At 36.8% G+C, this 18,662-nt stretch carries 16 protein-coding genes and 5 pseudogenes; 9 read left to right on the top strand and 12 right to left on the bottom strand.

Going from position 1 to position 18,662, the window contains the following annotated elements:
• Positions 1-238: 238 nt before the first annotated feature.
• Positions 239-328 carry a putative holin-like toxin gene (locus B9L23_RS21610; RefSeq protein ID WP_222706528.1) on the top strand — a complete coding sequence of 30 codons (90 nt, stop codon included), beginning with the start codon at positions 239-241 and terminating at the stop codon, positions 326-328.
• A 448-nt stretch (positions 329-776) separates the two neighbouring features.
• On the opposite strand, the gene B9L23_RS01375 is transcribed toward B9L23_RS21610, so the two are convergent.
• From B9L23_RS01375 to B9L23_RS01355, 6 genes are all read right to left on the bottom strand, one after another.
• A complete protein-coding gene (locus tag B9L23_RS01375; RefSeq protein WP_089096739.1) occupies positions 777-1,832 on the bottom strand; it encodes an RNA-guided endonuclease InsQ/TnpB family protein in 1,056 nt (351 codons plus the stop codon).
• A 165-nt stretch (positions 1,833-1,997) separates the two neighbouring features.
• Positions 1,998-3,167 (bottom strand): IS256 family transposase, encoded by a 1,170-nt coding sequence (locus B9L23_RS01370; RefSeq protein WP_089096738.1) that lies wholly within the window; start codon positions 3,165-3,167, stop codon positions 1,998-2,000.
• Positions 3,168-3,443: 276 nt separating this feature from the next.
• Positions 3,444-3,572, bottom strand: a complete 129-nt coding sequence (locus tag B9L23_RS21300) for a hypothetical protein (RefSeq protein ID WP_257790145.1) — start codon at positions 3,570-3,572, stop codon at positions 3,444-3,446.
• A 21-nt stretch (positions 3,573-3,593) separates the two neighbouring features.
• Positions 3,594-3,839 (bottom strand): hypothetical protein, encoded by a 246-nt coding sequence (locus tag B9L23_RS01365; RefSeq protein WP_089096737.1) that lies wholly within the window; start codon positions 3,837-3,839, stop codon positions 3,594-3,596.
• Between the two features lie 240 nt (positions 3,840-4,079).
• Complete coding sequence (locus B9L23_RS01360) at positions 4,080-4,463, bottom strand: DUF302 domain-containing protein (protein WP_089097455.1); 384 nt, start codon at positions 4,461-4,463, stop codon at positions 4,080-4,082.
• A 119-nt stretch (positions 4,464-4,582) separates the two neighbouring features.
• Positions 4,583-5,275 carry a plastocyanin/azurin family copper-binding protein gene (locus B9L23_RS01355; RefSeq protein WP_245842265.1) on the bottom strand — a complete coding sequence of 231 codons (693 nt, stop codon included), beginning with the start codon at positions 5,273-5,275 and terminating at the stop codon, positions 4,583-4,585.
• Positions 5,276-5,548: 273 nt separating this feature from the next.
• On the opposite strand from B9L23_RS01355, the pseudogene B9L23_RS01345 reads away from it, so the two are divergent.
• The 6 genes and pseudogenes from B9L23_RS01345 to B9L23_RS01320 all read left to right on the top strand — a co-directional run.
• Positions 5,549-5,836, top strand: a pseudogene (locus B9L23_RS01345) (glucose-1-phosphate thymidylyltransferase); the annotation flags it as partial.
• An 18-nt stretch (positions 5,837-5,854) separates the two neighbouring features.
• A complete protein-coding gene (gene rfbC, locus B9L23_RS01340) occupies positions 5,855-6,412 on the top strand; it encodes a dTDP-4-dehydrorhamnose 3,5-epimerase (RefSeq protein WP_089096736.1) in 558 nt (185 codons plus the stop codon).
• A 2-nt stretch (positions 6,413-6,414) separates the two neighbouring features.
• On the top strand, positions 6,415-7,428 hold the full coding sequence (rfbB, locus tag B9L23_RS01335; protein WP_089096735.1) for a dTDP-glucose 4,6-dehydratase: 1,014 nt from the start codon (positions 6,415-6,417) through the stop codon (positions 7,426-7,428).
• Complete coding sequence (rfbD, locus tag B9L23_RS01330) at positions 7,425-8,285, top strand: dTDP-4-dehydrorhamnose reductase (RefSeq protein ID WP_089096734.1); 861 nt, start codon at positions 7,425-7,427, stop codon at positions 8,283-8,285. The genes rfbB and rfbD overlap by 4 nt, the downstream gene beginning before the upstream one ends.
• Positions 8,286-8,550: 265 nt before the next feature.
• Positions 8,551-9,440, top strand: a pseudogene (locus B9L23_RS01325) (transposase).
• Positions 9,441-9,588: 148 nt separating this feature from the next.
• Complete coding sequence (locus B9L23_RS01320; RefSeq protein ID WP_089096733.1) at positions 9,589-11,028, top strand: O-antigen ligase family protein; 1,440 nt, start codon at positions 9,589-9,591, stop codon at positions 11,026-11,028.
• 68 nt (positions 11,029-11,096) lie between these two features.
• On the opposite strand, the pseudogene B9L23_RS21605 reads toward B9L23_RS01320, so the two are convergent.
• A pseudogene (locus B9L23_RS21605) lies at positions 11,097-11,285 on the bottom strand (transposase); the annotation flags it as partial.
• A gap of 286 nt (positions 11,286-11,571) precedes the next feature.
• Between B9L23_RS21605 and B9L23_RS01305 the strand changes: the two are divergent.
• Positions 11,572-11,832 (top strand): annotated as a pseudogene (locus B9L23_RS01305) (IS481-like element ISBst1 family transposase); the annotation flags it as partial.
• A gap of 134 nt (positions 11,833-11,966) precedes the next feature.
• Here the strand turns inward: B9L23_RS01305 and B9L23_RS01300 are convergent.
• A complete protein-coding gene (locus tag B9L23_RS01300) occupies positions 11,967-13,628 on the bottom strand; it encodes a hypothetical protein (RefSeq protein ID WP_089096732.1) in 1,662 nt (553 codons plus the stop codon).
• A gap of 116 nt (positions 13,629-13,744) precedes the next feature.
• Here B9L23_RS01300 and B9L23_RS01295 point away from each other — a divergent pair.
• Positions 13,745-14,867 (top strand): annotated as a pseudogene (locus tag B9L23_RS01295) (IS3 family transposase); the annotation flags it as partial.
• Between the two features lie 278 nt (positions 14,868-15,145).
• Here the strand turns inward: B9L23_RS01295 and B9L23_RS01290 are convergent.
• The 4 genes from B9L23_RS01290 to B9L23_RS01275 form a co-directional block, all read right to left on the bottom strand.
• Positions 15,146-15,868: a hypothetical protein gene (locus B9L23_RS01290; RefSeq protein WP_013877627.1), complete on the bottom strand. Its 723-nt coding sequence runs from the start codon at positions 15,866-15,868 to the stop codon at positions 15,146-15,148.
• A gap of 570 nt (positions 15,869-16,438) precedes the next feature.
• Positions 16,439-16,639, bottom strand: coding sequence for a hypothetical protein (locus B9L23_RS20690; protein WP_035502542.1), 201 nt, complete (start codon positions 16,637-16,639; stop codon positions 16,439-16,441).
• A 235-nt stretch (positions 16,640-16,874) separates the two neighbouring features.
• On the bottom strand, positions 16,875-17,930 hold the full coding sequence (locus B9L23_RS01280; protein ID WP_245842261.1) for a hypothetical protein: 1,056 nt from the start codon (positions 17,928-17,930) through the stop codon (positions 16,875-16,877).
• A 172-nt stretch (positions 17,931-18,102) separates the two neighbouring features.
• Complete coding sequence (locus B9L23_RS01275; protein WP_245842259.1) at positions 18,103-18,660, bottom strand: ABC transporter ATP-binding protein; 558 nt, start codon at positions 18,658-18,660, stop codon at positions 18,103-18,105.
• Between the last annotated feature and the right edge of the window lie 2 nt (positions 18,661-18,662).

Here is an 18,662-nt window from a genome sequence, read left to right as displayed (position 1 = left end):
AAGAGCGTAATCTCCGACTCTTCTTCTATTGCGCTTTCCACCGTGATAGCTAAACTATTTAAAATCCCTTGAATATATGTTTTGCTGTCGGAAATAATTTTCCATTTTTGCTTGACACATTACCTTATTATCTCCCGTTTTCAACAGTTGTAAATATATAGTATAATAGGAAGGCAATGGTACGGGGAAACTCAAGGGTGGGTCGGCATTGTACCCCTTTATATGCAGAAAGGGGGTGATGCCGATGACAGTGTTTGAAGCGTTAATGTTTGCGATAGCTTTTGCAAGTCTTATCGTTTCAATACTGTCTTACAACCAAAAGAAATAATCCACCCTTGAGTTGTCGGAGCTACGGGTGGATTATTTCTGCCCTGCTGCCGATCCCCCTTTCAGGGAACCGTTCTATTGCAGGACCGAGGGTGTTGCAGCACCCTTGGTCTATTTTATTTATACGAACCTTCTGTATATATTATACATGATTAGTGTCGTAAAATGAAGGCTTTTGTTTGATGTTGATCAAGTCCTAATGATTGTGTAAAATTTCGCTCTCAGTCCATTGAACTTGGATCACCGGAAAACAAAATCGTTTTTTGCCGTTTTCTTTTTATACAAATTTCAGGATTTAATCCAGTTTCCTCCTTTTATATATAAATCCAGTTTGAAATTCCGACATGTTTAATCAACCTGCATCCTTGTCTATACTGCTCCTAAATGAGTAAATCAAAGGAGCGGAAGAAGAATGAGGAAAAAAGGATTACAAATTACAAACGACTAGCCTAATTGGCTGCCGCGTTCGGCTGGTTGACAGCAGCCCTGCGGATGTTTTCCGCAGCCACGTTGTCGGCAGGGGCAGCGTACCCACAAGCTCGACAACAAAACTGATCCCTTGACGGTCTGTTTTCTTTGGCCACATGTCCGCAAACCGGACAGGTGCGGGAAGTATTTTTTGGATGAACCAATACCACCGGCACGCCAGCGATCGCCGCTTTATACTCAATAAACTTTCTCAACTGATAAAAAGACCAAGAAGAGTGTTGACGACGCTGTTGCTTTTTAACCGTTTTCTCGGTGCGTTGGCGGATGCCCTTTAAATCTTCAAGGGCAATGCCGCATCCGAGTGCCTTTGCCTTTTCAACAATCTTCTTGCTAATGCAGTGGTTCACATCACGGGCAAATAGTTTTTCCTTCTTGGAACGCTTTTTAAGCAGGCGTTTCGCTGACTTGGTGCCTTTCTTTTGGAGTTTGGCGCGAAGTTTCGCATGGCGGCGGCGCAGCCCGTTGACCTTCGAGCCGGAAAATACCTCACCGGTGCTATCGACGGCGATATTAATGATGCCAAGGTCCACACCGATAAATCCGTTTTCGGAATTGGGCTGGCCTTCGGGAACGTCCACCACGAGCAGTAAATAAAAAATACCGTTTTGAAGGACTAAATCGGCTTGACCCCGAACACGGTTGCCGCACAGCAAACCTTGATGGTAGCGGCTAATGACCATAGGGATTTCCATTCTTCCTTGCAAGGTAAGGATGGAAGCATACTCTAACCCTTTAAAGGACAGGATTCTTTCATCATACACGATGGCACCGGTTTCTTTAAAGTTATGCAAGGTTTTTTTATCCAAACGATAGCTTTCCGACACTTTGCCGATGGCACGAACGGTCATTTGGGCAGAGAGGCCAAATTTTTCCCTGACGTCATAGTAGCAAAGCCGCTGGATTTTCGTTTTGGAAAAGGTTCTGGAGCGAAAAGCAATCTCGCTAATATAGTTGCATGCTTGGTTAAACCGTTTCATTGTTTCCAGCAGCGCATGAAACTGTTCAAGAGTTGGCAGGTACCGTCAAGAATTTTGTGTAATGTAAATGGGGTAGGGTTTCTCTGAAATGGATTTGAATTGATAGGGGACTGATTTTCTCCACACAGGAGACTGAATATTCAGTCTCTTGTGTGGAAAGGGAGAATCCCCTTATCGTATTGGTTTGATATTTACATTATTTGGTTAATTGTAACGTTCTTCAAATATTCGCTCGAGGGCTTCCTGTGCTTCGGCAAATCCTCTTAACTTTCGCCCTGCCCATTTCTCATTAAAATCTTGAATGGTCAAATACACGATTTTTTCAGCGGCTTCTAAACTATTCAAACTGTTCATCGGTTTTAGGCGTTTCCGAATCTCCTTGATCGTTCGTTCGATGGCATTCGTCGTGTAAATCACACTTCGAATACTGCTTGGATAATCCATAAATGTAAGGAGGACATCCAACTCATTGGCCCAAGATTGAACTTCTCTCGGATACTTGCTGGACCATTTCGACTCAAACTGTTGAAACATTTGTAACGCCATCTCCTTATTCGGCGCGCGATAAATCAGCTTGAGATCCTCGGCCACTTCGAATTGGTCTTTTTTCCGAACACGGCTGAGGGTGTTGCGGACTTTGTGAACGACACAGCGCTGCACATCGGCTTTCGGATACACCGCCTTAAAGGCTTCCTCCAGCCCCGGTAGTCCATCGAATACGCCCAGAAGCACTTCCTTGACGCCTCTTTTGTAGAGCTGTTGGAGAATCTCCCGCCATCCATAGGCGCTTTCTTGTCCTCCCACGAAGAAATCCAGAATTTCGCGATACCCTTCTTCATTCACTCCTAACACCACATAAATGACTTCTTTCTCTACCGTATCGCGGCGAAGTTTCACGTACAAGCCGTCCAAATATAAGACAGAATAACGTTTGGATAGTGGACGATGGTGCCATTTCTCGATGTCTTCTTTCACGACATCGGTAATCCGGCTGATCGTCGCTGGAGAATAAGCATTTCCTAGAATTCGTTCAATAAACTTGCCAATTTCCCGTGTACTCATGCCACTTTGATACATCCTAATGATGGCTTCCTCCAGCCAGCCCGTGTGGCGTTGGTAAGGAGCGAACAATTGGGTTTGAAATTCTCCGTTTCGGTCTCTAGGGACCAAAAGACCTTCAATCCGGCCATATTGCGTATCTAGATTTCGTTGATAGTAGCCGTTTCTCCTATTTGATGTTCCGGCCTGTTCTATTTCGAGGAAATTCTTGATTTCTTCCCGCATGATCAGTTCTAATTTTTCCTTTACAAACTGACGAATGACATTTTCCAGTTGATTTGCCCAGTCGACATTCGGTATACTTCTTTTAGACATAGGTAGGGTACTCCTTTCTCTAAGATTTTTGGTCCAATCAGAGAATACCCTACCTTTTTTCTTTTGGTCTAGCAAAATGCTTTACACAAAATTTTATACATCATCAATAACCCTCTTCTTGAGGGTTATTTGGCATGCCCAGCATTTGGTTTTCTCTTCATCCTTTGATTGATTTTTCGAACATGCGTATCATCCTAAAAAATTTTATACCGCTAACTTGACGGGTATGGGGGCCAGTCCCCCTCTCCTGCTCGTTTTGTTTCGAGATATCTTGTTTTAGTCTTTATTGCGTAATGCAAGTTTCACGGCAAAATAAACGACCAATCCAATGATGAACAGGTTAAGGATCCAGCCGAAGAACCAAAATCCCATCATTCCCCAACCACTCATCATACCACCCATCATGATCATCGCCTCCCAAATTATCTAAAAATTATTCATCATCATTCCTTGAGGTTCCATTTGTTCAAAGTTTTTACTTGGTGCTGCCCCATTTGTGTCATAGCATGAATTATACATGTCTTTTAGCTCGTTTTCAGATAAGTAAGGGGGCATTTTCTTCATAAATGGAAGCATCTGACCGAAATTCAAAGTACCTTCGCCCACATCGTTACTATTCGCAAATACTTCAGTTCCTATTCCTAATACTAACGTAGCAATAAAAGATCCCACTTAAAATCTTTTTCGTGGTTAGCATCCACTTTCCTACTATGGTTTTAGAATAAAGGAAAATTATGGAGAAAGTGTTCATAAAAATTTACAATTTCTTGTCTTGGATTATTATTTGTTAATTGGATATTTTCGAAAAATGGACTAAACTCCTCCCAAATTTTACATAAAAGAGAAAAAGCCTAATAAAGGCTTTTTCTCGAAGGTTTAGACAATGTTATTTTCGGTTCATTTAACAGCTATTTATCTGCATTCATCAATACAGGATATTAATCTCTTTTCAATGTCTTCCGCTAGTTTTTTCAGTTCTTCATGATTCATCATGCTGATTAACATGGATGGTTTTGGCATACCAATTTTTGTTGTTTCATTTTCTTTATACACCACGATTTTGCACGGAAGAAAATAACCTGCTAATAAGTTTTCAGAAAGCACACGCGCTGCTTCTTGCGGATTACATACTTCCAAAATCACAAATGGTATTGGAAAATCGAATCCTTTTTCCTGCAGTTTTTCCGTTACACTAAATTTCCACAAAACTCCAAATCCTTCTTTTTTCAAGCTTTCTTCCAACATCTTTATCGTTTCGTTCATTCCCCTTTGTACTTCAATCGTATAATGAAACACCTTCATTCAACCGCCCTTCTCCAACATATTGCATGTTATTTCACTTTAGTTGTATGTAAAACTAAACAATAATATAAATGAAAAAAGCCGAGCATTGTCTCGGCAGCTACTTCACTTTGTTAAGAAACTTCAACGAATCCAACCATACCAGATTCTTTATGTCCGGGAACCGTGCAATAAAAGCGAAAAACACCGCTTTCGATTGGTATGAACTTCACTTCAGCTGTTTTTCCCGGTAAAGAATGAATATGAACGGTTTGATTTTTTGAATGATGCCCATGGTGACTCTGTTGTAAGAGAGATGCTTTCATATTTTCGAATTCGATATCATGTTCAACTTCACCGCTATTTTTGAAAATTAAGGTTACGGGTTGTCCTGCAGAAAGTTTGAAATCTTTAGGGAAGTAAGCAAATTCGGTTGCTTCAATGACTACTTTTTTCGCCTTTGTACTGGAATTCAACGGAGAGCCAGACGACTTATTATGGGTCATCGATTGACTCATATGGGAATTTTTTATGGGCACGTTATGGTCTTGAGCGAGTTCATTGTATAAGTGGTTATAGGTGTAGAAAAACAGCAGAAAGACGATTGATAATAACAATGGATTATGGAATATTTTGTTGATGAAAGAGAAACGGTTAAAACCAGTTTCTTGCTGAAGCATGTATAAAACAATACCAATCATCCCAACAAATATGACGAGCATTACACGAATCATTGAATTTTGGTGTTCCGGCGAAATCATTTCTCCTAACATCGCTCCCATCATTCCGCCCATTATTCCTGACAAAACGCCATCTATGATGGCCATGACACTAATCGGCAGCCCGGTTGTAAATTAGCACATTATTTCAGAATCCCTTTTTCAAATTATTTCAGGCGGATTCGGAAATAATGTGCAAAATTTTTGCGGATTGTTCCGGATTTTGCACATTCTTTCGGAACGTTTGCACGCTCTTTTTATGACGCTGCAAAGCAAGATATTCCCATTGATGTGATCAAAAAACAGCTCCGTATCGCGTAAGGGGTACCCTGTTTGTCTCTCTAACCATGGAAATTATTGTAATGAAAAATGCTCATCTACAGTAAAATATATTTAGAACTTGGCGAATTGCATGTTGAAATTTTAGGTCGAGGTTTCTCTTGGCTAGATTCAGGTACACATGAGTCATTGCTTGAAGCTTCGCAATTTATCGAAACAATCGAGAAACGTCAAAGCTTAAAGGTTGCTTGTCTTGAGGAAATTGCTTATGTGAAAGGATATATTACGCGGGAACAGTTGTTAAAGTTAGCGGAGCCGTTAAAGAAGAACCAGTACGGCCAATATTTAATAGATATCGCGAATCAGAAAAAGAAACCAATCTATTTATAAAATGGCGGGGTGCTTGTTATGAAAGTGATCGAGGCTTCACTGCCCGATGTGTTGTTGATTGAACCGAAAGTATTCGGCGACCACCGCGGCTTTTTTATGGAAAGCTACAATAAAAAGCTTTTTGCAGAATATGGGCTTGATTTCGACTTTATTCAAGACAATCACTCATTATCTCAACAAGCAGGGACGATCCGTGGGCTTCATTATCAGTTGAACCCGAAGGCTCAAACGAAGTTAGTTCGGGTTACCCGTGGTGCGATCTATGATGTTGTTGTCGATATTCGCAAAGGTTCACCGACATTTGGAAAATGGCAAGGGTTTATCTTAAGTGCGGATAATAAGCGGCAATTGCTTGTACCGAAAGGGTTTGCCCATGGATTTTGTACATTGGTGGAAAATACAGAAGTGCAGTATAAAGTGGATGAATATTATTCACCTGAACACGACCGCGGCATTCTCTGGAATGATCCAGCATTAGGGATTGACTGGCCGACAGCGAATCCAATTCTTTCTGATAAAGATACGAAACATCCACTATTAGCAGATGCCGAAATCAACTTTGAGTGGGAGAGATAATAATGAATCTTTTAGTTACAGGCGGAGCAGGGTTTATTGGTAGCAACTTTGTCCGTTACATGCTTGAGAAATATCCAAATTATAAAGTAATTAATTATGATTTATTAACCTATGCTGGTAATCTTGAAAACTTAAAGGATATTGAAAATCATCCGAACTATACATTTGTGAAAGGTGATATCAATAACCGTGAGTTAGTAGATTATATTGTTAAAACACATGAGATTGACGTTATCGTGAACTTTGCAGCTGAATCACATGTAGACCGTAGTATTACAGATCCTGATATTTTCGTAAAAACAAATGTATTAGGCACGCAAGCGTTATTAGATGTGGCGAAAGCCAACAATATTAAGAAATATGTGCAAATTTCAACGGATGAAGTGTACGGTACACTTGGAGAAACGGGGTATTTTACAGAAGAAACACCATTAGCACCGAATAGCCCTTATTCGGCAAGTAAAGCTGGTGGAGACCTACTTGTAAGAGCGTATCATGAAACGTATGGGTTAAATGTGAACATTACGAGATGTTCTAATAACTATGGACCATATCACTTCCCTGAAAAACTCATTCCGTTAATGATCACGAATGCGTTGGAAGGAAAAGAACTTCCGATTTACGGTGACGGCCAAAATATTCGTGATTGGTTGCATGTTAAAGATCATTGTGCGGCGATAGATTTAGTGATTCATAAAGGCAGACCTGGGGAAGTATACAATATCGGTGGACATAATGAACGGACAAATAACGAAATCGTGCATCTAATCGTTGAAAAATTAGGAGTTTCAAAAGATTTAATCAAATATGTTGCGGATCGTCCAGGACATGATCGTCGTTATGCGATTGATCCAACGAAAATTATGACCGAGCTTGGTTGGAAGCCACAATATACCTTTGAAAAGGGTATCATTGAAACAATCCAATGGTATATCGACAACCAAGAATGGTGGAAAAATATTAAATCAGGTGAATATATGAATTACTACCAAAAACAGTATGGTGACAAACTATGAAAGTGGTTGTAACAGGTGCAAAAGGTCAGCTTGGTACAGATTTAGTCCATTTACTCGCTGATAAAGAGTATGAAGTTTATGGTTATAGACGAGAAGAGTTAGATATTACAAACTTTGACCAAGTAACACAGGTTATTCGCAAAGTTAACCCTGATGTTGTCATTCATGCCGCAGCGTATACAAAAGTTGATTTAGCGGAATCCGAGCCAGACCAAGCATTTTTAATTAACGCATATGGAACGAGAAATGTTGCTGTTGCATCGGAAGCAGTAGGAGCTAAACTTGTCTATATCAGTACAGATTATGTTTTTGATGGAACGGCGAATGTGCCTTACAATGAATTTGCTCCAACAAATCCACTTAGTGTATACGGTAAAAGCAAATTAGCCGGGGAACAGTTTGTTCGAGATTTACACTCGAAGTTTTTTATTGTCAGAACGTCTTGGGTGTACGGAAAGCATGGAAACAATTTTGTTAAAACAATGTTAAAACTTGCACAAGAACGAGACGAATTGATGGTTGTGCAGGATCAAGTCGGCTGTCCGACATATACAGTTGATTTAGCGAATTGTATTTTGGAACTGATTCAAACGCAAAAATACGGAGTTTACCATGTTTCCAATTCTGGACATTGTTCTTGGTACGAATTTGCAAAAGCAATTTTTGAGGAAACGGGGATAGAAGTTAAAGTAAATCCTTGTACTACAAAAGATTTTCCAAGACCAGCGCCAAGACCGGCTTATTCGGTATTTGATCATATGTCATTGAGGATAAATGGTTTTAAAAAAATGCCGGATTGGAGAGAGTCATTAAAAAGTTTTTTGAAAAGTGTTAATCATATTTCTGAAAAATTTTAATATACTTTTTAGGAATTACCTATCAAATATAGATATATCAAATATAGATATTTTATTGTTACTTCTATGTGTAACCGTAATAATTAAAAAGTATCTATCTCCTAAGTTAGGAGATAGTCTCTTCTTTTTTTTGGTTGAATTGAGTTCTCTTTTAATTGAACGTGTTGCAAAACGCATAACGAATGCATAAATGCACATAAAAAATCCACCACCTTGGAAATCATATACAGTGACCAAAAAAACTCTCCAAGGGGTGGACACTATTATGATTTCCAATTGGAACAGCGAACATGCATGGACTTATGAAATTGACCCAATTTTAGAAGCATTATTTCGGTATATCGACTCGCTATCATTGCCGGAAACACCGTATGTGACAGGAAGACCGCCGGTGTCGAAAAAATCGTTGTTGAAATGTTTCTTTTTGAAAACCTATTTTCCATTGATTCCTTGCGAAAATTAGTGCGCATCCTGCAGCGTTTTCGCTGTTTTCAACGGGCCTGTGGGCTTGGTGAAGTCCCTCACCTTTCTACGTTTTCCCGTGCGGCGAAGTGGTTCCGGGAACAAGGATTTCCTGTTTTTCATGCACAGCTGCTCAAAGATCTAGAAGTACGTTATCCGCAAATCGTGCTGATCGACAGCACGGCCCTTCGAAGCAGTCTTTACGATCCACAGGCGAAGTGGGGAGTGTCCACCCGATATCACTGGTTTAAAGGATATAAACTCCATCTCTGCACCACCGCCGAGGGAATCATTTTATCTCATGTGTTGACCACAGCGAATCGAAATGATGCGGCAGTAGCACCAGAATTGCTTGTTTCTTTAAAGCAGTGGGATATCGAATTGGTATTGGGCGATGCCGCGTATGACAGTGAAAAGGTTCGTCAAACAGCAGAGCAGTCAGGAATCCTATTCATTTCCCCTATCAACCGCCGCAATAGCAAGGAACGAAAAGATGCCTATGGCCGGGTTCTTCCTGTCTTTTTGAAAACGAGATTTGGCCAATGGCTGTTTGGACTTCGTCGTGAGATTGAACGAGTATTTAATGAGTTAAAGAGTGACGGGTTGGAACAGCCAAGATGGTATGGATTTCATCGATATGTACTGCATGTGTTATGTTGCATCCTTATGCATAACTTCGAGTTTTTACTCTAGTTTTGCAACACCATCTTAATTAATAACATATTTTAATTTTTTAGGAATTTTAAGAATTTGAAAGTGATTAAACTGGAGATTGGTACTACTTTCCGGTGTTAATAGCCTATACGTTGTATGTAATTTAATATGAGAGGGGCTATTAAATATGATGAAAAATGCGGCTTTATCAACATCAAGTATAAACCTTAAATCAATAACAATATATATGTTCATCGGCTTAACTCTAGGAATTTTAGTATCCTTCTTAGGGATATATTCGATTGGTTTAGTAACAATGCTTTTTGCTTTGTATGGAATATTTAAGGTAAATTTAAATGGACTAACAACTATTTTCTTAACTACTGCTGTATTATATGTGAATTTTTTAAGGCCTTTAAACGGTTTCAAATATTTTTCAATAATGATAGATATCTTTATATTTGTTTTAGTTGTGAAATATTTGTTTAGTAAAGAGATAGGGAAAGAAAAAATATTTTGGATTGTTGTTGTTTCAAGTTTTGTAGTAATATCCTTTCTACAGATATTTAATCCCAATATTCCATCTTTTATGGCCGGAATAGAGGGATTTAGAAAAACGTCATTACCTTTTTTATTTTTTTATGTGGGGTTACTTGCTTTCAAAAATGTAAAGGAAGTCAAAAGCTTTATAATAAGTTTCTCACTAATTAGTATGCCGATTCTTTTATACGGTATAAAACAGTATTTATTCCCAACAAATTTCGACATGTTATATATAAAAGATAACGATGCTGATATGTACACTGGAATATTTTTTGGGAAAGTTCGCGCTACTTCAGTTTTTGCAGGACCATTTCATTTCGGTATGTTTTCTGCCATTTTGGCTGTATTTAATCTTTTTTTAATAGATATAGTTAAAAAGAAGAGACATAAATTCTATTTCTTTTTACAATTTTTAGTTTCAGTAGTTGCTTGTTATAGTTCTTTAACTAGGACAAATTTAATAGCTTTATTTGTGGCGTTGCTTCTTTATAAAATATTATTTGTGGATGTAAAAAAATTGTTTATTATTCTTTCGGTTATAAGCGTATGTTTTATTACCTCCATTAATTTTATTATTTCATATAGTCAAAAACTTATTTATTCTAGTAATGATTTGCTCAGAATGATAGGTACTATTGCAAACTTTAATGAGGATTCTCGTTTATTAGGAAGAATCCATGGATGGGAAACAATTTTGTATTTAATAAAACAACAACCGATTACTGCATATGGTACAGGATCGGCGGGCGACACACTACAGAATACTTATGATTTTCAGTACCATGTGACAAGTCATAACTTTTTCCTCAAAGTTTTTATGGAAACTGGTTTATTTGGGTTTATTATAATATTACTTTTATTTACCATGATTACTATCACTTTATTAAAAAGAATAACTATTGAAACTAACGTTTTTAATAAGAAATTGCTTATCTGTTGTTTTTCAGTTTTTAGTATTTTTTTAGTAAATACAGTTGTTGGTTCAACCATTGAAACTTATCCTGTCTCTGGGTTTATTTTACTTATGTTAGGATTAGCTCTTATTAAGTTTGAAAAATTAGGACATTTAGAAATCGGCCAATAAAATCTATATGCTAAGGAGTAAAATCAACAATGTCTATATACATGCAACATGAAGAGTTAACTTCTCAGTCATCCTGCACACCCTAAGCGCTGCAGCACTTCCTCCAGACGTTCGTGGATGTAGTTGACAAACCGAGTAATGGCTTGAATGATATCGTTGCGATCCTTGTGAAATACATTGGCAATCACCGTATCTTTCAGCCATTTCCATAAGCGTTCGATCGGGTTCAGCTGCGGCGAATAGGGAGGAAGGTAAATAAAGTGAAATGCATTGCGATCCCAAAAGTAGACAGTATAAATTCGGTTTTGCGAAGGAATCAGAGTGATAAAGCTCTGATTCTTTCCTTTTCTCGTCTTTTTCACAGTGTCTCAGAACCCCGAGGAACTGTCAAGGAAAGCACTTGACAGCCCCTCGGTGTAAATTAGCACATTATTTCAGAATCCCTTTTTCAAATTATTTCAGGCGGATTCGGAAATAATGTGCAAAATTTTTGCGGATTGTTCCGGATTTTGCACATTCTTTCGGAACGTTTGCACGCTCTTGGACCGCGGCCACTCAAGGCGTCTGTCGCCCGATGATGAGGATCATATTTTAGCCCTAAGAAAAGAACATCCCACCATGCCCGTGACGGTGTTCTACGAACACCTGATCGAGCAGGGGGAAATCCCAGAAAACCATATCTCTTACTTTACTATATACCGATTGTTGAAAAAATACAACCTTGTCGGGAAAGAAATCTTGCCCATGCCGGAGCGAAAGCGCTTTGCGTATGACCAGATCAATGAGCTTTGGCAAGGTCGTTTGTAATTTGTAATCCTTTTTTCCTCATTCTTCTTCCGCTCCTTTGATTTACTCATTTAGGAGCAGTATAGACAAGGATGCAGGTTGATTAAACATGTCGGAATTTCAAACTGGATTTATATAGAATTTGATGTCTTTTACCTTTTATTTAAAAGTTGGTATGTCTTTAAAACATAATAAAAATCTCTTAAATGAAATGTCTCCTTATTGTCTTTTATACTCTCTATACTTCTATTTAAGTGATCATTAATTAAACTATTTATATCTACATAATTTCCGTTTTGACTAATAATAGTAAGAATCCACATAATATAAGGATCATTTAAATTGTTTTTGATATCTTTTTGGAATTTTTCCCAAAAAATTTTAATGTCTTTTTGTGAGATTCTTTGAGATATACTAAGGGTTCCTAATAAAAAAAGATGATCTTTGAAATTAAGATTATTAAGATTATCCTGTATATTAATCTTTAATTTAGGTATTCCAACGTTAATAAGCTTCATAACATAGGATACATATAATGCATGTTCATAATTTTTATTCTTGATTAAGTCTTTATATTTATTTTGAATACTCTCAATAGCTTCTTCAGGTATTTTAATATTGTATGTTTTAAGAGTTTCAATAATATGTGCAATTGTCTTACCATCTAAGATATCCCAGTTAATTTTCCTAATAATTAATTTCAATAAATCCTTAGTTTCTTTTTCGTTTTTAGTTTTATACCCATAGTAGTCACTTATTTGTTTAACCATATTTGTACTCTCTATTGAGAACTCTTTTTGTATAATTTTTGAATAACCTCCATCAATGCCTTGGTGATCTTCTAACATCTCCTTTAGAATTTTACTTTTCCTTACATCTTTATTAAAATGTTCAAGGAATTTTAAAGCTAAATAAGTTCCCTGCTCATCACTAGGTCCCTCTAGTGCAGCATTCCATCCACCATCATTATTTTGATTTGCATATAGTAAAGAAAATATTTTATCTGGCGGTTTATTGTAGTCTAATTTATAATAATTTAACAAATCAATTATTTCTAGTGATGTATTCAATTCAAATAAATCCAATTTAGTTTTAGAAAATGTTTCATTAACGTATTTAACCATTATTTTTTTATCTGATTCAGGAATCTGATGATTATGGTTAAACTTTAATAAAAGAATATTTTTGAAATAAATCAATCTGGCGTTGCTTAAAGAATTATCCAGTTTAATATTTGCTATCCAATCTTCTTTTATTTTTGTTTTATCCAATTGTAAAAAATCTTCAATCTGGCTAGCCATATATGTAGATATTAAATAATCTTTCAGTTTCTCATTCCCATAAGTATCAAAAGAATAGTATCCGTCTCTGTAAAGCTTGACAAACATTTTTTCTAAAAGTGCATTTATTTTTTTATTTTTGAACTCCCCTAAATTTTCCAAAATATTTACTGTATAATATAAATCGTCCATCATAATATTTTTATCTTCAATATCTGCTAAGTTATTTTCTAACATTATTATTGTTTTTCTTTTATTTGTAAAGCTATTAACACCTAGTAATTTCAATGACTCCATAATATAATATGTGGAGTAAATATTCCCTCCATAGTAAATAAAAGGAATGCTGTATCCCCCTTCATACATACGCAGTTTCCCTTCATAAATAAGAAACTGTGTTCTTATGTCTTGTAAGTCTAAATTTCCTGTTTCGTTTCTATTCTTAATTGTTTGGTTAGTAGTTTCACTTATACAGCCAAATAAAATGATTATTATAATAAAGATCAGACTTATATTTTTGAACATTAACTTCATAATTTATTCTCCTTGTATACTTTATATATATACTTATAAAAAGACTGGTGTTAGTATAGTTTCATGGACACATCTTAGTTAAAATTTTTTATAACTGCTATAATAAAAACGAAGGGATGTGTCCTCTATGGGTAAATTTTAATGAAGATTTCAAAAAAATGGTTGTTGAACTTTATCACTCAGGAAGTGCAGTTAAGGATTTAAGTAGCGAACATGGCGCTTCAGATATAACGATTTATAAATGGATTAAAAAATATTCTCCTGTTCATTTAGAAGATGGCTCAACTTTAACTCCAGATGATTATGCGAAGTTACAAAAACAACTCCGGCGTTTACAGGAGGAAAATGAAATATAAAAAAAGCTATGGCCATATTCGCGAAAGGATAAATCCCCATGAAATAATCGAAGTGATTGATGAATGAAAAGACCAGTATACTGTCAAAACCCTTTGTGATGCATTAGAATTCCTGAGAAGTTCGTATTATGATTCTAAAAATAAGCAGGAGTCCAATCGTGCTCGTGAAAATAAAGAATTAACCGAGAAAATTAAAGAAATTCATTTGAAAAGCTCTAAACGTTATGGAGCCCCGAAGATTCATGAGGCACTTAAAAAAGCTAGTTATGTAGTCAGTGAAAAAAGAGTACAGCGTTTGATGAAAAAAGCCGGGATCCGTTCAATTATTACAAAAAAATAACGTCCTCATTGCAGTAGTAAAGGCGTAGTCGTTGATCACCCAAATATATTAAATCAAGATTTTTCAACAACCACCATTAATGAAAATGGGCAGCTGACATCACCTATATTCATACCATCAAAGATGGGTGGTGTTATTTGGCATCGGTCATGGATCTCCATTCCAAAAAAATTATCGGTTATTCCTTTTCACGGAATATGACGACAGAGCTGGTCATGAAAGCTTTTGATAATGCGTACTCAACACAACAACCAAAAGAAGGATTAATCCTTCATTAGACTTAGGCTCCCAATATACGAGTGAGGAATTCCAACAATATCAGCAATCAAAAGGAATGAAGCATTCCTTTAGCAAAAAAGGCTATCCATATGATAATACCTGCATGGAATCCTTTCATGCTATTTTGAAAAAAGAAGAAATCTAGCAAGTACGATACTTAGATTATCGTTCTGCTCAATTATCTTTAAATATATTGAGGGCTGGTACAATCGTCAAAGAATCCATGGAAGTTTAAGTTATTTGACCCCTCAAGAAGTAGAGGATCAAATCAAAGGGCAGCATGAACCACTACATTTTTATCGAGCGCTCTGCTTTATATGGAGAGGTGGGCGTGGTAGGCTATTTAGCCTTGCGAAATATGACCTCCCTTTCGCCCTTCGCAAGATACCACGCCCACAGATGCTCCATGTCAAGCGTCAAAATACAACCAACTATTTTGGTGCGATAACCAAAATTTCCCTTTAACTAAATTATGTCCGAAATATTGACCTAGATCCAGACCTTGTTCTATATGAACAAGATCTTTTTACTAATCATAGATATTAGTCTATAGTAGCTACTGCTGTTGTACGATAGTCATATCCTTGTGGGCTCCGTACAGTAGTTGTGGTATCTAAAGTTGCTTTGCCAAGAGATATCCAGCTAGATGCACTACCATTATTAAAAGTCACAGCATGAACATTAGTACCATATCTTTTTTCACCATTATATGTTGCTACTTTTGAATCGCTAGTAACAGAAAAACCTGCTGGCCAAGATATTGATACAGCTACACCGGAATAAGCTAATTTTTGGTCAATTTTAATCCATTGTGCCGTTCCAGATCCAGTCCATTTACCAATACCCGATCCTGCCACGCTTGTCCAATGTACTTTTCCATTATTCCAATGGTATCCCTGAACCTGTGACATGGAAGTAGCATAAACATTTTTAGAATCTTTTTGATCATAACGGAAAGCATCACTACACTCCTTAGTACATATACTAGCTCCAAGAGTAGTAATTCCTCCATTATTACTGGTATTAGAAATTAATTCTTTTTCACCTTCTTCTTTATATTTTTCCAATAATTCAGCAACAATCTTCTCTGTATCTTCTCCTGAGATTGTAATAATGTCTTCAGTTACTTTTTCAACAGTAGCATTTGTATACTTTTTCTTAATAGAGTCTAATGAAGTCGTTCCATCCTTAGCAAAGGCAAAGTTTGTTCCACCTAATAATAGAGATAAGCCTAAAACTCCAGATAAGATTTTTTTCAATACCATTTCCTCCTCATTCATTATCTTATCAAGCCGGCCGACTTCACCCTTACTGTATCAAAATGAACAAGAAAAAACATCCGTATTTTCCGCAAATTTGATTGCGGAAAATACCTATTTTTTCAAAAAATAATGACATAAATTGTAATATAGTGTAAAATTTTGATGAAAATATTGGTTGGCGGTAGATATTATGAACCAAAACTTATGGAATGTTCTTCAAACACTACTAGAAAAAGATTCCATTTGAACAACGGAACTTGCGTTAGCAAGGAGAAGTTAAACCCAGAAGTCTTCTCATCATTAGTGGAGTCTCTGCAAGATGGATGGAGATCAACAGGTATCAGATAAATATTGTCGGAAGAAGCGAAATAAAGACTTTTTGCAAAATCATTTGTCCACTAACTGCATGTTTCACCCATGAGTGGCAAAACGCTTGTAATGGACAATGGAGAGACTTGCATTTGGTCATAGAGTATTATTTGTCCCTTGTAAGACTAGTTTGCGAACAAAGCGAGATTCATCATCAAAACATATTGGGGATCCATTGCAACGAACATCGGTATTGCCAGTCAGCTAAAAATGAGCATTGGTGCTGTTTTTTTCGTGCGTGCTCCCAATTGTTCCATGTAGGCTTAAAGTTGGTTCATCATCCGTTCTTGCTGTTGAATCATTTGCTTTTGTTGCTGGGCGATGGATTTTGCCAGATTTATTGGCAAAGCCCTTGAACCAACTCAGTTCTTGTTGGTATACCGCTGCAATTAGTCCCCGGTTCATGTTCCCATTCTTCTCCCATCCCTACATCACTCCTGTCTTCATTTGGAGAACAACGGTAAGGGGTAAACAGAATATAGGCAAATTTATAGCAATAAACTGAGTAGTTAACTCATAAATTATCATTCATAGTAATAAAAGCATACTTCGATTGGTTAAGAAGCAGTGTCATATCCCGCTTTATCGTCACTGCCAATAATCGGATCATACCAAACATAAAAATTATAAGTTCGGTAATTTATTCAAATTCTTTGTTCATTTTCAAAAGTTCGATGATTCCTTTGCTTGTATATTTTTTAAGGATAATATGGACGATGACGCGATTGATAAGAAGCAGAATGAGTAACAAAAAAATGACAAGAAAAATTAGATAACCAATAGAGTGAAGCGGAACCAACAGCAATCCTACCAATATTGTATACGAAATGATAACTGCAATAACCTTAAAAAAGATATGGTTGATATTATATGAATATATTTCTTGAACGCTCTCATTACTATACCCATACTGTTTCAAAATCCCCATATCTCTTTGTTGGACTTTGAGATATGAGTTGAAAGAGAGGATAACATGTGTAGCAGTGATCAAAAGAATAACCAGAGCCAATAAAGAAGCAAGGATCGCCGTATTTTTCATAGATCCAGTGAAATTATCAAACGCTTTAAAAGTGTATCTTGTGTTATAACCAAGATCGTTCAATAATCTGGCTGCCGCTTCGACATCCGTAATCTTATCGACATAAATATACATATTTTTGAGCACTTGAATGCCGAACGGATTGTCCTGATCATATTTTTTCACGAATTCATCCCAGCGCACGTGAAATGCGATTTCAATCATTTTTTCAAATGTATGACTACCAACATATAAAATGCCTGTATCTGAGATTACCTCATCGCCTTCATATAATGTAAATGGATTCCTTTCAAAGACGCCGCCTTGATTGGCCACAGGAAAATCGACATTCTGCTGGCTGCTGAATCCCCCCTCTTGAACGTCGATCACTGGAATTTTCAGAACTGATCTTTGTTTGATTGTTTTCCTTGCACATGTCGTATTTACTTCCAAATGGCAATTTCCAAGCAAACGGGCAGCCCCTTCGTCTAAACCATATATAAAGTATGTATTGCCATTCTCATCTTGAACCCCAAAACTGAGTTGATATAGTTTGTATAATTGAAATTTCACATTTGGCAGATGTTTTGAGATTGCCTCTTTGACCTTGTCTTCATCTTGAAACGTTAAAAACTGTATCTGCGTGTTCCCTTCTCTTTTGCTAGTGATCTCGATCATATGTGTATTGTCGTTCCGAATAAAGTCTTTATCCACTTGTAAATATTGATTAATGAAAAAAACCGATGCTGTTGAAATTAAAACGAGCGACAAGATAAACAATCCAATCGATATTTTTAAATATGAGCTGGATTTCTTTAAAATGAGCTTGGAAATCTGCCTTGCTATTTTTTTATTCATATTGCAAACTCCCGTTCACTAATTTTAAATGAATGCTATTACTCGGCATCTGATCATTCTCATGGCTCACAATAATAACCAGTTTATTCCTAAAAGCATGAGTAATTGCATCCAAAATGCTCTTCCTGTTCTTAGCGTCTAGCTTCGACGTCGGTTCGTCCATGAGTACAATATCTGGATTCGACATAAACACATTGGCCAATTGAACACGCCGTTTTTCTCCACCTGACAGCATGGAAACCTTTCGATCTATTAAATCAATGATGTGAAAACTCCTTAAGACATCATGCGCTGTTTTTTCGAATCCGGCAGCATCAGGATGAAGTACAGCATATTTGATATACAAGTTCTCTTGAACAGTTAAATTGGAAAACAACATATCATCTTGAAAGAGGTATTCGATTTTTAAATCCCCCGCCCTCTCTACCTCACCTTCATCTGCATGAATATATCCGGCTATGATGTTCAATAATGTTGTTTTTCCTGAACCGCTTTCACCGCGAATAACATATATATTTCCGTCTTTGAATTCAAAATGGACATGATTCAAGA

Origin of the sequence: Parageobacillus galactosidasius (assembly GCF_002217735.1) — a bacterium.
Taxonomy (GTDB): Bacteria; Bacillota; Bacilli; order Bacillales; family Anoxybacillaceae; genus Parageobacillus_B; species Parageobacillus_B toebii.
Note: the sequence above shows the minus strand (reverse complement) of the source record. Positions and strands in the feature narration are given on the sequence as shown.